At 44.8% G+C, this 14,630-nt stretch carries 17 protein-coding genes; 12 read left to right on the forward strand and 5 right to left on the reverse strand.

Going from position 1 to position 14,630, the window contains the following annotated elements; all coding sequences use genetic code 11:
• Positions 1–150: 150 nt before the first annotated feature.
• Positions 151–1,677, reverse strand: a complete 1,527-nt coding sequence (locus tag A8F94_RS19470; RefSeq protein WP_066204288.1) for a solute symporter family protein — start codon at positions 1,675–1,677, stop codon at positions 151–153.
• Positions 1,678–1,680: 3 nt separating this feature from the next.
• A complete protein-coding gene (locus A8F94_RS19475; protein WP_066204290.1) occupies positions 1,681–2,025 on the reverse strand; it encodes a DUF485 domain-containing protein in 345 nt (114 codons plus the stop codon).
• Between the two features lie 194 nt (positions 2,026–2,219).
• On the opposite strand from A8F94_RS19475, the gene A8F94_RS19480 reads away from it, so the two are divergent.
• The 5 genes from A8F94_RS19480 (at position 2,220) to A8F94_RS19495 (ending at position 4,843) form a co-directional block, all read left to right on the forward strand.
• Positions 2,220–2,759 (forward strand): histidine phosphatase family protein, encoded by a 540-nt coding sequence (locus A8F94_RS19480; protein ID WP_066204292.1) that lies wholly within the window; start codon positions 2,220–2,222, stop codon positions 2,757–2,759.
• A 37-nt stretch (positions 2,760–2,796) separates the two neighbouring features.
• Positions 2,797–2,952 carry a hypothetical protein gene (locus A8F94_RS25920; RefSeq protein ID WP_175384476.1) on the forward strand — a complete coding sequence of 52 codons (156 nt, stop codon included), beginning with the start codon at positions 2,797–2,799 and terminating at the stop codon, positions 2,950–2,952.
• 7 nt (positions 2,953–2,959) lie between these two features.
• Positions 2,960–3,586 (forward strand): GNAT family N-acetyltransferase, encoded by a 627-nt coding sequence (locus A8F94_RS19485; protein ID WP_077247835.1) that lies wholly within the window; start codon positions 2,960–2,962, stop codon positions 3,584–3,586.
• A gap of 89 nt (positions 3,587–3,675) precedes the next feature.
• Entirely contained in the window at positions 3,676–4,206 is a 531-nt protein-coding gene (locus A8F94_RS19490) for an RNA polymerase sigma factor (RefSeq protein WP_066204294.1), read from the forward strand.
• Complete coding sequence (locus A8F94_RS19495) at positions 4,181–4,843, forward strand: hypothetical protein (protein WP_066204298.1); 663 nt, start codon at positions 4,181–4,183, stop codon at positions 4,841–4,843. Before A8F94_RS19490 ends, A8F94_RS19495 begins: the two co-directional genes overlap by 26 nt.
• Positions 4,844–4,886: 43 nt before the next feature.
• Here A8F94_RS19495 and A8F94_RS19500 read toward each other — a convergent pair whose 3' ends face one another.
• Positions 4,887–5,273 (reverse strand): hypothetical protein, encoded by a 387-nt coding sequence (locus A8F94_RS19500; protein WP_066204300.1) that lies wholly within the window; start codon positions 5,271–5,273, stop codon positions 4,887–4,889.
• 128 nt (positions 5,274–5,401) lie between these two features.
• On the opposite strand from A8F94_RS19500, the gene A8F94_RS19505 reads away from it, so the two are divergent.
• The 5 genes from A8F94_RS19505 (at position 5,402) to A8F94_RS19525 (ending at position 9,727) form a co-directional block, all read left to right on the forward strand.
• Positions 5,402–5,842 (forward strand): DMT family transporter, encoded by a 441-nt coding sequence (locus A8F94_RS19505; RefSeq protein WP_368072799.1) that lies wholly within the window; start codon positions 5,402–5,404, stop codon positions 5,840–5,842.
• A 215-nt stretch (positions 5,843–6,057) separates the two neighbouring features.
• Positions 6,058–6,723 carry a Yip1 family protein gene (locus A8F94_RS19510; protein WP_066204302.1) on the forward strand — a complete coding sequence of 222 codons (666 nt, stop codon included), beginning with the start codon at positions 6,058–6,060 and terminating at the stop codon, positions 6,721–6,723.
• A 6-nt stretch (positions 6,724–6,729) separates the two neighbouring features.
• Positions 6,730–7,845, forward strand: a complete 1,116-nt coding sequence (locus A8F94_RS19515) for an efflux RND transporter periplasmic adaptor subunit (protein WP_066204304.1) — start codon at positions 6,730–6,732, stop codon at positions 7,843–7,845.
• A complete protein-coding gene (locus tag A8F94_RS19520; protein ID WP_066204306.1) occupies positions 7,842–8,537 on the forward strand; it encodes an ABC transporter ATP-binding protein in 696 nt (231 codons plus the stop codon). The genes A8F94_RS19515 and A8F94_RS19520 overlap by 4 nt, the downstream gene beginning before the upstream one ends.
• Positions 8,534–9,727 carry an ABC transporter permease gene (locus A8F94_RS19525; RefSeq protein WP_066204308.1) on the forward strand — a complete coding sequence of 398 codons (1,194 nt, stop codon included), beginning with the start codon at positions 8,534–8,536 and terminating at the stop codon, positions 9,725–9,727. The genes A8F94_RS19520 and A8F94_RS19525 overlap by 4 nt, the downstream gene beginning before the upstream one ends.
• Before the next feature lie 185 nt (positions 9,728–9,912).
• Here A8F94_RS19525 and A8F94_RS19530 read toward each other — a convergent pair whose 3' ends face one another.
• Positions 9,913–11,574 carry a glutamine--tRNA ligase/YqeY domain fusion protein gene (locus A8F94_RS19530; RefSeq protein WP_066204310.1) on the reverse strand — a complete coding sequence of 554 codons (1,662 nt, stop codon included), beginning with the start codon at positions 11,572–11,574 and terminating at the stop codon, positions 9,913–9,915.
• A 166-nt stretch (positions 11,575–11,740) separates the two neighbouring features.
• Here A8F94_RS19530 and A8F94_RS19535 point away from each other — a divergent pair, with 166 nt between their 5' ends.
• Both A8F94_RS19535 and A8F94_RS19540 read left to right on the forward strand, forming a co-directional pair.
• Positions 11,741–12,727: a Gfo/Idh/MocA family protein gene (locus A8F94_RS19535; RefSeq protein WP_066205076.1), complete on the forward strand. Its 987-nt coding sequence runs from the start codon at positions 11,741–11,743 to the stop codon at positions 12,725–12,727.
• A gap of 144 nt (positions 12,728–12,871) precedes the next feature.
• Positions 12,872–13,891, forward strand: coding sequence for a 4Fe-4S binding protein (locus A8F94_RS19540; RefSeq protein ID WP_066204311.1), 1,020 nt, complete (start codon positions 12,872–12,874; stop codon positions 13,889–13,891).
• Between the two features lie 76 nt (positions 13,892–13,967).
• Here the strand turns inward: A8F94_RS19540 and A8F94_RS19545 are convergent, their stop codons facing one another.
• Positions 13,968–14,351, reverse strand: coding sequence for a glyoxalase superfamily protein (locus A8F94_RS19545; protein ID WP_066204313.1), 384 nt, complete (start codon positions 14,349–14,351; stop codon positions 13,968–13,970).
• Positions 14,352–14,630 lie beyond the last annotated feature (279 nt).

Here is a 14,630-nt window from a genome sequence, read left to right on the forward strand (position 1 = left end):
CCCTTATGATGTCATAGAAGGTTTTCAATTGCCTGTTCAATAGAAAAGAACGAACCGGCTGCGAAAAACCGCAAACCGGTTTGAAAAACTAGTATCAATGCCCTTATTGGCTCCTGGACCGCTTTTCGGTCGTTGATAGACTTTAGCGAATTAAATCCCAGTATTGGCCCTAACCAGAATTTCATCAAACTTTTTAACGTCTTCTTTTTTCGAGGATAGGATGGTGCCGAGATATGCCCCGATAAAGCCTAGCGGAATCGAAACAATACCAGGATTGGTCAGGCTGACGAGCGGCTTCCCAACCAGGATGGCGGCTCCGGCTTCAGGCGACCAAATGTTTGGAGAAATAGCAACCATAATCAATGCGCTTGCAAGGCCAACAATCATTCCGGTAACCGCGCCCGCTGTGTTGAATCGTTTCCAGAAAATCGTGAACAGGATGACTGGAAGATTTGCACTGGCCGCAACAGCAAAGGCAAGGGAGACCAGGAAAGCAACATTCATCTTCTGGGCAAACAGGGCAAGCAGGATTGATAAGATCGCCACACCAACAGACGCATAGCGCGCTACTTTTACCTGCTGCTTTTCTTCAGCCTTCCCTTTTTTAATAATATGGGCGTAAAAGTCATGGGCAAAGGCAGAAGCGGCAGAAAGCACAAGCCCGGCAACGACCGCTAAAATAGTCGCAAATGCAACGGCCGAAACGAAAGCAAACAAGAATTCCCCGCCAATGGCTTCAGCCAGTAATGGGGCTGCCATATTGCCGGCAGCGTTTGCGGCAACAATTTTATCAAAGCCGACAAACGCGGCTGCACCAAAGCCAAGGAATACAGTCATGACATAGAAAATTCCAATAATCCAAGTCGCATACACAACTGATTTTCTGGCAGTAATTGCATCTTTAACCGTGAAAAAGCGGATAAGAATATGTGGTAATCCCGCAGTCCCTAGAACAAGCGCAAGGTTCAGGGAAATAGTATCGAGTGGATTTTTGAACTTGTTGCCAGGATTCAAAAATGCCTCGCCAAGTGGTGTAGCCGCTTTCATTTCATTGAACATTTTAATGACGCTGAAATCAAACTTTGCAAATACAATGAATGAAATAATAAACGTACCCGCCATGAGCAGGACTGCCTTTACAATTTGCACCCAGCTTGTTGCAGTCATCCCGCCAAACACCACGTAAATCGTCATCAAAGTCCCGACAATCAAGACCGAGTAAATATAGTCAATTCCCAATAATAATTTAATAAGTGCACCCGCGCCAACCAGCTGGGCAATCATATAAAAAATCGAGATTGTAATCGTATTCAGGGCAGCCACACCGCGTACCTTTTTATCATTAAAGCGGGCAGCAATCATATCGGCCATCGTAAATTTCCCAAGATTTCGGAGCGGTTCTGCTACGAGATAAAGAACTACCAGGTAAGCAACAAGGAAACCGATACTATAGAAGAAACCATCAAATCCGGACAAAGCAACCATTCCGGCAATACCAAGGAATGAAGCGGCTGACATATAATCTCCGGCAACAGCAAGTCCATTTTGAAAGCCGGTTAAGCTGGAGTCGGCTGTATAAAAATCACTGGCGGTTTTTGTTCTTTTTGACGCGTAGTACGTAATAACTAGAGTTAAAGCGACGATTGCCAAAAACAAAATAAATGCCATTGTGTTCATCCGTTAGTTCCCCCGCACATAAATTTCTTTAATCTCCTTAACGAGTGCATCAAATTTAGATGCCTTCCGGGTATAAATACTGCAAAGCGCCCATGTCATAATAAATTGGGCAAATGCAAACACCCATGCCCAGCTTACCGGGCCGAATGCAGGGTTGTTAAGGACAGTTGAATACGCTGTTAAAATTGGAAGAGTGAAGTAAAATGCCATGAAGAACAAACAAGATGGAAGCAGAAATTTGCGTTTTTCCTGGAGTAGCTGCTTAAAGGCACGGGACTGGACGATCGCTGTGTAATCTGGAGAAGCGGATTTGGATTTTTTACCAACTAATTCTTCCTTCATTGCCATGTGTAATCCCCCCTTAAATTCAAACTCATGTAAAAAAGTATCCTCCTTTGTAGTAAAATCAAAGTAATTATAAACTTGTCCGAATAATTTGTAAATTCTAATATTATTTTCCCAACATTGAAATCATTCAACCGTTTGAAACAACAATAAGACTTAATACGTCAATTTAATAGAACATAGTAGGAGGAGAAAAGGTGAAAAAGGTGTATATGATTCGCCATTGCCAGGCGGATGGACAGGAGCCGGATGCTGCCCTGACTGTGTTGGGGAAAGTACAGGCAGAAAGCCTTGCAGACTTATTATCAAGTAAACAAATAACCTATATCGTTTCAAGCACATATGAAAGAGCCATTTCAACGATTCAGCCATTTGCAAAAAAAACAGGGCTGCCTATTCACACAGATGCGAGATTAGCAGAACGGGTATTGACGTCAACTCCGACACGCGATTGGCTGTCCATGCTTGAGCAGTCATTCGCCAATCCAGACCTGGAATTTGAAGGGGGAGAGTCCAGTAAAAAGGCAATGAAAAGAGGGCTTGCCGCTCTGAATGACGTTCTGGCACATTCTGAAGGGAATGCTGCCGTCGTCACACACGGAAACTTGCTCGCTCTTATTCTAGGTTACTATGATAAACACTTCGGATTTGAGCAATGGAGGTCTCTATCAAATCCCGATGTGTTTGAGTTAAATCTAAACGAGGACAATGTCCAAATAAAAAGAATGTACGGCTGAAGTTTATGAAAATAAGTAAGAGCAAGGGGAGAAGATGGTGGAAAAGAAGCAGGAAACACTAAAAGTGGTTAATGAGCTATTCGGGAAAGGATTTAAACTGTTGTATGGATTGCCGGAGTCATTGGTTATTGAACAGCAGTCCGATCCGGGCTTAGTTCAGAACTGGGGCGATAAAGTCGAACTGGGGCGATAAAGTCAGAATGTTCGTCCGGATTGCTTCTGGGGTTAGGGCAAAACGGGCAGGCTTTATGTTCCAAAAAGGGACAAGTAATGAAAATCTTATTATTGATGCTCTACTAGGAAACGGATTTGAACATCACTCATCAAGTATCGAAGTATATAAGCCTTTACTTGATCTGCCGAAACCGGGGGAGGAATTCAACTGGCTTTCACTTGAAAGTGGAGGCTTGGCCGAAGAGGATTTCAAACGGTACTGGAATCAGTCAATGAGCTTTTCTGCCAATCAGCAGTCGACTCTATCGATGGAGGAACAGCTCGAGTCGGTAAAGGCTGAGCCGGGTGAAGGCTGGCGCAGTGCCTGCCGGGTATTTTTTGAAAAAGATATACCGATTGGAGTCGTAATCCCGCATATTGAGCCTGGTACAGACGAGGAAGGCAGGCTATTCTATTTCGGCATTCTTCGTGAAGCAAGAGGGCGAGGACTGGGACAGGTTCTGCATGAACAGGCTCTTTATATGCTTAGGGACCTCGGGGCTAGCTATTATATTGGCAGCACCCATCAGGCAAATACGGCTATGCAAAAGGTTTTTAAGAAAAATGGCTGCACAGTGACTCGAGGCACTGAATCCTATTATATTTATTTTTAAAAACTTGCAGTCTATTTTTTAAATTGGCGTGTCATAGAGAAAAAGATTTCCCGTCTAATCTAATAAGAGGGGAAAACGGGGGAAAACCTATGTCGAGAAAAGAAATCATCTCAGAGTGGTTTCATATGTATAGCCATGATGTGTTTAATTTTTTGATTTATTATACGGGCAAGCGTGATGTCGAGGATTTGGTCCAGGAAACATTTATCAAAGCACTGAAAGGACTCGACAGCTTCAATTACAATGCAAGCCCAAAGACATGGCTATTTACCATTGCCCGGAATGTGGCAATTGATGAAGCCAGAAAAAAGAAAAATAGAATATGGGAAACAATCACGAAACTGGATAAGAGACATGAAGGCATATCAGGTGATACCCCGGAAACCATTTTTGAGGGAAATGAACAGGCACAGGAGCTGTTAACTGCCATACAAAAGCTGAAGCAGAACTACCGGGATGTTGTCATTTTAAGGGGGATCAAGGAAATGAGCGTGGCTGAGACAGCCGAAATTTTAGATTGGACCCCGGATATGGTCAGGACGAATTATCATCGTGCTTTAAAAGCCCTTCGCAACCAGAAAGGAGGCGGCTTCAGTGAGCAGACAGGAAGAATTTCATGAGCTTGAGCTTGCGTTAAAGAATATACCAGAAAAAAAGCTGGACCTAACGAGATTTCATACGATTCATACGAATTTGATGGAAGAGGCCAGCCTGCTCGACAGAAAGGAAGCGAGAATAAAAATCCTGAAGAAAGCGATGTGGGGGCTGACGGGTTGTGCAGCACTATTCCTGTTATTCTTTTTTGGACTATCAATCACAGGGCCACTAAATTCAACAAGCCAGCAGGAATCTGCTAAAGTTGCCCATGACAGCGGAGGAGCCTCTTTTGATGGTGAGAAAAATGCCAGCACCATTCCGCTGGAGTTGGAGGTTGTTGAGGAACATCTTAAGGCGTCAGGGTTGGTCCTTGCCGGGCAAAAGCGCGATTCTCAAAATGTCTTCCATCAGGTGCGAAATGGTGTATCGCCGTCAGTTTATTCACTTTCCCACGGTGAACTATCCGTTTACGTTTTCGAAACTGAACAAGAAGTCCAGGACGCAATGGAGGAGTTCAATGAAGCTACAGCCACCATGGATTTAGTGGACTATCAGCCGTTCGAAATAAGAAATGTGTTGATGTTCTATATAGGCGACGATGCGGGCATACGCGAAAATATAAGCCGGGCAATAGCGGCCATGAATAAGAACAAACAATAAATATCCTTCCGCCCCGCTGGCGGAAGGATTTCTTCAATTCTGGCTACCCTCTTTTTGCGAACAGAATGCCTCCAAAAAAACCGAGTGCTGTAATAAGGATGATGTAGCCACTGGTTGTAAGTGAGAAAAAGGACAATACCTGGTTATATCCTTCACTGCTTACCCCCGTCTGCAAAATCGGCAAAAGGGGATGGTATATGAATATATAGGGGACCAGGACAAAAGGAGCGGCCAGCCACTTTTTTCCGATAAAGCGCCGTGTAACATAAAAAATGGTCCCGCCCAAAACTACTGCCAATATGAAAACCAGCCAGTCAATATATGGCATTGTCCGGTTTGAGTAATTAACTAGAGCAAGGATGTTCAAATAGATGAGCCAGCCAAACGCAAAGGCTAATGCAAAAAGCTGGGTTTTTCCGAGAAATTTCATGTAGTTTCCTCCGTGATGAGTCAAATATAGTTGTTTTAAGGTGCAGGCTAAATGCTCGTTTCTTTCTTATTATACCTAAAAGGCGTATACTCCTGTATTGTAAACGGAAGAGTGAGGGAGGGCTCCTTTTGATAAAAGTTATTTTTCCACTCCTTGCCTTGCTGGGTGGGATGGCGGTCAGTATTCAATCTGCGGTAAACGCCAGACTTGGAAAATCAGTGGGGACGATAGAGGCGTCGCTTGTATCCTTTTTAGTTGGAACCATTGCCCTGTCAATTATTATGCCAATAATCGGCAAAGGAAATATCCTTCAAGCCGCAAGTGTGCCGAAATGGCAGCTTACAGGGGGATTGCTTGGAGCATTTTACGTATTTATTCTTGTCTTCCTCGTCCCGCAATTGGGGGTAACCACAACCATGGTGTCCGTAATGGCTGGGCAGATTCTGCTAAGTGCTGTCATTGACCATTTCGGCTGGTTTGGGGGGAAACAGGTCTTTTTTGGGACTGATCGGCTAATTGGAGTAATCCTTATGATTGCAGCAATCTATATGTTTTTCAGAAAAGCATAGGTTAATAGGCCCGCTTAGGCAGGGTCTTTTTTTAATATATACAAATGGAAACTTTCTCCTCTGCTATTCGTATGTATATAGATAAACTAGCATTAGAGGGGGGAGTTTTGATTAATGATTGTTTAAAATTCGTAAAAATACGACATATCTATTTATTCTTTTACCTGAAATATGGTAAGTTTTGCATAAGAAGTTAAAGAGGGGGATAAACAGCTATGGAAACTCAAGTAGAAACAAACGAAAAACAACCATCGCCATCCTTGATCGGAATCATTACAAGTCCGGTCGAGACGTTTGAAAGGATCCGCAAAAAGCCGAAGATTTGGGTGCCGCTATTAATTGTGACAGTGATAGAAGTTCTTGCTATGTGGCTGATGGGCCGATTGCTGAAGCCGAGTGATCTTGCAGGCCAGGGGATTCCTGATCAGGATTTGGGCATGGCGGTTGAATTCACCAAGTATACAATGATTGGTTCAGGTGCAATTACCCCAATCTTGACCGTACTGGTTTCAAGCGCCATTTATTTGGCAATTGCCAAGATTGCTGGCTCGCCAGTATCGTTTAAACAATTGTTTTCAATGAATACATATCTTGTATTTGTTACATCTATTGGACATCTATTGAATATGATAATTGGAAATTTAATCGGGACAAGCTACGATACCCATGTCACCTCGTTAGCCGGCCTGCTTGGCAAGGACGGGGCTGGCGTGCTTGCAGCAATCGAGGTCTTTACAATCTGGTCAACCATCCTTACAGCCATAGGTCTCCATAAGGTCGCCGGCTTGTCAAAGTGGCTTTCGTGGACAGTTGCAATCATTTTCTTCCTGCTTGGTATTTTGTTGGCCGTAGTTGGGTCAATGGTACCGGGAGGCGCCTAATATCTGATGAAAAAGAAAATTTTAATCGGTACATTGATTTTTTTGCTGCTGGCGGGAATGATTGGTGTCAGTGTTTATCGTGAAGTGTATGCGGAAGGCCCTTCAGTTAAGGTCGTGGAGGTGGCTGAGGATGAAATATCGTCATTTTTGATGGTGCCGGGCACTATCAGCCTCGAACAGGAGCAAATTGTCTATCCTTCGCCCGAACGGGGGACTTTGAAGGAAATCACCGTAGAGGAAGGCCAGGCAATCAAGAAAGGCACCGTGCTTGCCAGGTTTGAGAACGCCCAGCTCCAGCTTGAGAAGGAGCAAAATACTCTATCCCTGGAATCAACGAATCTTAGAATCTCCCAAACTGAAAGCCAGTTGACCGAGTTAAGAGCGCAGGAAGAGGCCCTATCCGGTGGCATTCTCCCAGACCAAACAGCGCTTGCCCAGGTAACTGCGCAAATCAGCCAGCTTGAAACTGAATTGCAGATTGCCGAGCTCGAGCTGAAACAGGCCAATCTGCAAAAGGAAAGCATTGGGAAAAGAACAGCAGAGTTGGAGATTAAGAGCACACTGGACGGCACTGTTTTACTAGTGAATGAGCATGCATCCGCAGCAGGTGCGGAGCCTGCTGTTGTGGTCGGGAAAATGGATGGCTTGGTAGCCAAGGGCCTTTTATCAGAATATGACACATTAAAGGTCAGTGTCGGGCAAAAGGTTAAAGTTCGTTCCGACGCAGTTCCAGATCAGAGCTGGGCTGGTGAAGTGACAAAGGTTGGAACCTTGCCAGAATCGCAGGCTGGAGCAGCCGGTGTTTCCCAAGCCGTGCTATACCCGGTATTTGTGAAGCTGTCCGCAACTAATTCCGTCCTGAAACCCGGGTTCCAGGTAATTATGGAAATTGAGACGGAAAAAAAGACAGGGATAATTTTGCCGGATTCAGCACTTGTTGACGACGGGGATACACAATTTGTGTTTGTAGTAGAAAAGGGAATTGTCTACAGGCGTGAGGTGCAGACAGGCATTATCTCTGGTAATCAAGTAGAAATAACTAAAGGACTCGAACTGAAGGAAAAGGCAGTCACGAACCCGAATGACAAGCTTGAGGACGGGATGGAAGTGACCGTTAAATGATTGAACTTCGGTCCATAACGAAATCATATGTAATAGGTTCAGAGAAAATTGATGTGTTGAAAAATGTAGACGTTACGATTGAAAGTGGCGAATTTGTTGCAATAATGGGCCCGTCTGGATCCGGCAAGTCGACACTCATGAATATCATTGGCTGCCTCGACAAGGCGTCCGAGGGAACGTATTTTCTTGAAGGAGTCGATATTTCCGATTATTCAGAGCCGGAGCTGGCAAGGGTCCGCAATAAATCAATCGGGTTTGTGTTTCAGCAGTTCCACCTGCTGCCAAGGTTGACAGCCCGCAAGAATGTCGAGCTGCCGATGATATATGCAGGGATTCAAAAGGATGAGCGGGAAAGGCGGGCCGAAGAGGCGCTTGGAAAAATGGGCCTATGGGATCGGATGGACCATTTGCCGAACGAATTATCCGGCGGCCAAAAACAGCGTGTCGCAATTGCCCGTTCAATTGTAAACGAGCCATCGCTCATCCTTGCTGATGAACCGACCGGGGCACTTGATACAAAAACAAGCATGGCGATTATGGAGCAGTTCAAGCGGCTGAACGAGGAAGATGGGGCTACTGTCATCGTCGTCACCCATGAACCCGAAATCGCCGAGTATGCAAACAGGATAATCTTCGTCAGGGACGGCGAGATTGTCCGGACCGATTTTGAGGATCGGGGGCCGCGCGGATGAGTGTAATGGAAAATTTAAAGATGGCGCTCAGTTCGCTGAAGGCACATAAACTAAGGTCAATTTTGACAATGCTCGGCATCATCATTGGTGTCGGGGCGGTCATCATCGTCGTTGCAATCGGCCAGGGCGGCGAGGCGATGCTTAAGGAGCAGATTACCGGGCCGGGAAACACAATAGAAGTATTTTACCAGCCTTCAGATGAGGAAATTCGGTCCAATCCGAATGTCATGCTAAAAGCGCCGTTCACTCAGGAAGATATCCGGGCGCTTGAACAAATTCCAGAGGTGAAGCGGGTTGTTGCCTCGAGTACCCAGTTTTCCAAAGCGAGGCTGCAGGAGAAGACAGTCGATGTGTCCTCTGTTGGGATTACAAAGGACTATATAGACTTGTATGAATTAAAGGTAGAAAAGGGGAGAGAGCTGTCTTCCTCTGACTTCCTAGGCGGACGGCGGGTCGGGCTTGCCAGCAATAAGCTTCAGGAAGAACTGTTTGATGGGGAATCGCCCGTCGGAAAAGTTGTTTTGGTGGCAAATCAACCAATTGAGATTATAGGCGTGCTTGAAAAGCCAGAAGGATTGTTCTCGTTCGGCTCGATGGAGGTCTATATGCCGTTCCAGACGTGGCGGATGATGTATGGCAGCTCGGATTACACTCAGCTTACACTTCAGGCGGATGACCCGGACCATATTCAGGCAGCCGGGAAAAAAGCAGCCAGGATATTGAATGAACTCCATAATACGGAGGAATCGTACCAGGTTATCAATATGGAAGAAATTGCAGCCGGGGTGGGCCAAATTACCAAAATCATGACTCTGATCATCGGAAGCATTGCCGGAATTTCACTGTTTGTAGGCGGAATCGGCGTTATGAATATCATGCTTGTCTCGGTCACAGAGCGGACGAGAGAGATTGGAATCCGGATGGCGCTCGGTGCCACACGTAAGCAGGTACTGACACAGTTCTTGATTGAGTCTGTAACGCTGACTTTGATTGGCGGGATTCTCGGGATTGGCTTAGGTTGGGGTGTAGCGACTCTTGTCAGTTTCTTTGCTGGCTGGCCTTCGCTCGTCTCCTGGCAGGTCGTTGTTGGCGGTGTCCTGTTCTCGATGATCATTGGTGTGATTTTCGGAATCCTGCCGGCCAATAAAGCGTCAATGCTCGACCCGATTGAGTCGTTACGATATGAATAAGAGTGGCGGGGTGAATGGATCCCCGCTATTTTTATGATTTGTGTTTTCTGAATCCCAAAACCGCTGAATTAACTTGGAAATCGCTGAATTATTTCTAAAATCGCTGAAATATCTCGAAAAGCGCTGAATTACATGTCTAATATAAAAAATGACCCCTTCCCAAAATGGGAAGGGGGCTCAATATTTTATAGCTTAAACGAACTCTTCAACGAAACAATCCGGTTGAATACCGGCTTTTCATCAGTTGTGTATTTCGGATCCACATTGAAGTAACCGTGGCGGAAGAACTGGAACTTCTCCTGAGCGGCGACACCCTTCATGTTCGGCTCGACAAAGCCCTGTAAAATTTGAAGCGAATTTGGATTCACTTTATCCAGGAATGTCTTCGTATCGTCTTCACCATCTTCCTCACCGTTGTCATCAAGGATTAGAGGCTCATACAAACGGAATTCGGCCGGAACAGCCTGGGATGCTTCAACCCAGTGAATCGTTCCCTTTACCTTACGGCCTGTAAAGCCGGTACCGCTCTTCGTTTCCGGATCGTATGTGCAGCGAAGCTCGACAACATTGCCGTCCTCATCTTTAACAACTTCCTCGCACTTAATGAAATACGCGTGCTTCAGGCGAACTTCATTGCCAGGGAAGAGGCGGAAGTACTTGGCTGGAGGATTCTCCATAAAGTCGTCCTGCTCGATATAAATTTCGCGTGAGAACGGAATTTGCCTTGTGCCCATTTCTGGGTTTTCTGGATTGTTCTCTGCCTCGAGCATTTCTACTTCACCTTCAGGATAATTGGTGATGACAACCTTGAGCGGATTCAGAATGGCCATCGTCCTATGGGCCTTCAGCTTCAAATCCTCGCGTACAAAGTGCTCAAGCATTTGCTCATCGACTGCACCGGAGCCTTTTGAAACACCTGTTTCACGGACAAACGAACGAATCGATTCAGGGGTGTAGCCCCGGCGGCGCATTCCGGAAATTGTCGGCATCCGTGGATCATCCCAGCCATCGACAAATCCTTCGTCAACCAGTTGCTTCAGCTTGCGCTTGGACATCACTGTATTGGTAACGTTCAGGCGGCCGAACTCGATTTGCTGTGGCGTTGCCTCCATTTCGCATTGCTCGACAACCCAATTGTAGAAAGGGCGCTGGTCTTCGAACTCAACCGTACAAATCGAATGGGTCACACCTTCAATGGCATCCTCAAGCGGATGGGCAAAAGCATACATCGGATAAATGCACCATTTGTCACCCGTGTTATGGTGAGTCGCATGGGCAATCCGGTAAATGACCGGGTCGCGCAGGTTAATATTTGGCGAACTCATATCAATTTTGGCACGAAGCACCTTCTCTCCATTCCCGAACTCGCCTGCCCTCATCCGTTCAAACAGGTCAAGGTTTTCGTCAATGGAACGGCTCCGATACGGGCTGTCTTTGCCCGGCTCGGTCAACGTCCCGCGATATTCGCGGATTTCATCGGCAGACAGGTCATCGACATAGGCGAGACCCTTTTTAATAAGGAGAACAGCCCGGTTGTACATTTCCTCAAAATAATCGGAAGCAAAATAAAGATTGTCCCATTCAAAGCCAAGCCACTCGACGTCTTCCTTGATTGAATGGACATATTCTACGTCTTCCTTCAATGGGTTTGTGTCATCGAAACGAAGATTGGTTGTTCCGCCGAACTCATCTGCAAGACCGAAATTAAGGATAATCGACTTGGCATGGCCGATATGCAGGTAGCCGTTCGGCTCAGGAGGGAAGCGGGTAACAACTTTGTCACGCTTGCCCGATTCCAAATCCTTTATGATGATATCGCGTATAAAATTTGATGAAGTATGCTCCACAGTTCTCTACCTCTTTCACAAAGCGCGTTAAATGATACTTGTATATATATCATAAATAATACTATTTTTCCATAAAACCTGCTATTTAATAAGGAGTAGGCTTGGATTTTGACATCTAGCGACAAAAGGCTAACAATGAAGGAAAACCTAGGGGGTAATCACCATGATAAAACTTGCAACAATTGGAACGAGTTGGATTACAGAAGCTTTCATTTCAGCGGCTCTCCTGAGTGGAAAACATGAGTTAACGGCTGTCTATTCAAGGTCAGAGAAAAAGGCGAGTGAATTTGCAGCTAAAACAGGAGCGCCCAATTATTACACAAACCTCGAGGAGATGACACAAAGCCCGGACATAGATGCGGTCTATATAGCGTCTCCAAACTCCGAACATTTCAGGCAGGCACTTCTTTTTTTAAAAAATAAAAAGCATGTTATTTGTGAAAAACCAATTTTCTCAAACTCAAAAGAGCTTGAGGAAGCATTTCGCGCCGCAGACGAAAATGGTGTCTATCTGTTTGAGGCGATTCGAAACATCCATTCTCCAAACCTTGAGGCCTTGAATCAGGAGCTCCATCGGGCAGGAACTTTGAGGAGCGCAGTTCTCGCCTATATGAAATATTCATCCAGGTATGACCTTGTGTTAAAAGGTGAGGAGCCCAATATTTTCTCATCAAAATACTCCGGTGGTGCCCTGATGGACCTTGGTGTCTATACAATCCATCTTGCCGTCAGCCTGTTTGGCAAACCGGAAAAGGTATCGTACGCACCAGTCATGCTTCCTACAGGGGTCGATGGTTCGGGTACTATGGTTCTCTCCTATCCTGGTTTTGTTTGTACGATAATGTGTTCGAAAATATCCGATTCAACGATTCCTTGTGAAATTCATGGAGAGAAGGGGACCTTTATTATTGGGGACGCTGCACCGATTTCGTCCATTGATTTTCTCGACAGAAGCAGCGGAGAAAAGATTAGCCTTGGAAGTAAGCCTGCTGATGAGGATATGGTTTATGAAGCTGCCAGGTTCGCCAGCATCATTGAGAATAAGGAAGATGAGGCCTATGCTGCATTGCAAGAGCAGTCCCGGTATGTACTTGGAATCATCGACGAGGCAAGGCGGCAGAACGGGATTGTTTTCCAGGTGGAAAAGAAATAACCAGTTTTGATTGGTTCGTACTGTACCGGAATGTGACAGTTTTCTGAATTAAACCCAGATTGTTAGTTAAATCACATACTCTCTCCGTTCCATTTCTTATAGTGAATATAGGCCGAACTAAAGAAATGAATCGGAGGGAGAGGCATGGCTGCATTAACAAAATATTATAAGCGCATAAAGAGGCATCCTATCCAATACACAAGGATAGCGGTGCAAATCCTGTTTGCATTATTCATGCTGTTTGTCGGATTTCGCTTTTTTCAATTTTACCAGCATTTCAATACAATGGGTGTGGAGCCGCTTGTTCCTAGGCCGCCTGCAGTTGAAGGATTCCTTCCAATATCGGCGCTCGTTGGCTTAAAGGTTTGGATTGTGACTGGGATTTTTGACCCAATCCATCCGGCAGGGCTTGTTTTATTCGCCTTCTTTATCGCTTCAGGCTTTCTTTTTCGAAAGGCATTTTGTGGCTGGATGTGCCCAATTGGAACACTGAGCGAATGGCTTGCGAGGCTTGGCAAAAAAATATTTAAAAGGAATTTTGAGATCCCGCGCTGGCTAGGTTGGATCCTGACACCGCTGAAATATTTGCTATTGCTCACTTTTCTGGTCATGGTCGTGTTTTTCATGCCTACATTTTATGCAATTGATTTTATGGCTGGCAATTACAATAAAATTTCTGATGTAAAAATGATGCTGTTTTTCCTGAACATTGGAGGCGTTGGATTGACGGTTTTGGTCGTCCTTACAGTCCTGTCACTGTTCTTTAAGAATTTTTGGTGCCGCTTCCTCTGTCCGTATGGCGCTCTAATTGGGCTGGGTTCCGTTTTTGGAATTACAAAAATCAAGCGGAACGAAGAAACATGCATCGACTGTAACGCGTGTACAAGGGTATGCCCGCAGCGAATTAAAGTCTCAACAGTAAAGGCAGTCACAACCCCTAATTGCTCCGCTTGCATGTCCTGTGTAGAGGTTTGTCCGGTTAAAGATACGCTAAACATGACAGTTGCCAATAAAAAGGTGAACAAATGGGTCATACCGGTGGCTTTCTTCGCTGCCTTTTTCGTTGTTGTCGCAATTGCCAAACTGACCGGCCATTGGGACACAATGATTACGTATGAGGAATTCAGAATGCTTATCCCATCTGTCAATAATATCGGCCATTAAAAAGAAAAATGCTTGGAGGACTCCAAGCATTTTATTTATATGTCTTTATTTTCCTATGTACTATATACATCGAGAGTTATTTTTGAATGTTCTCATAGAAGACAATTCTGTTTCCAAATGGGTCTCCAACCCTAACCTCTCGAGTATTCCAATCGGTAGTTTCGAGCCCGGGACGTGCGTACTTGTATTTCTTTTCCAGAAGATTGGAATGAAGCATCTCCAGATTTTCCACTTCAATTCTAATCGAGGATCCTGGAGTTGAATCACCATAGTTCTCAGAAAGGTGAAGGATACAATTGCTATGGGAAATTTGCATATATAGGGGTAAGTCGTCCTCAAATCGATGCTCCCAATCTACCTTAAATTCCAAAAATGTTAAATAAAATTCTTTGGTTTTCTCTTCATCAAAAATACGGAAGATTGGTATGGGGCTTTTCAACCTAAATTTAGATGAGCTCATTTTACTATCACCTTTCACTTGTATATAAAATTATCTTTATTTTAGCAGTTTTTCCAAAAGAAACCTGCCTCGTTTGAATAATCTTTTTTATCAACTCAACCTTTAATTAGCATTACAATTAATATACAAAATCGCACGTTGAAAATAATTTCAGTCAGCCCGTCAAATGGACTGCGAATGTATTGGTGAAAAAATCCTTATATATCAACAAAAAAGCAGTCTAATTCTGTTTCGAATTGGACTGCTTTTTGTGTTTAATTTAGTTTTAGTAAAAAGTAT

The sequence above is a fragment of the Bacillus sp. FJAT-27225 genome, assembly GCF_001685025.1.
Taxonomy (GTDB): domain Bacteria; phylum Bacillota; class Bacilli; order Bacillales; family Cytobacillaceae; genus Bacillus_D.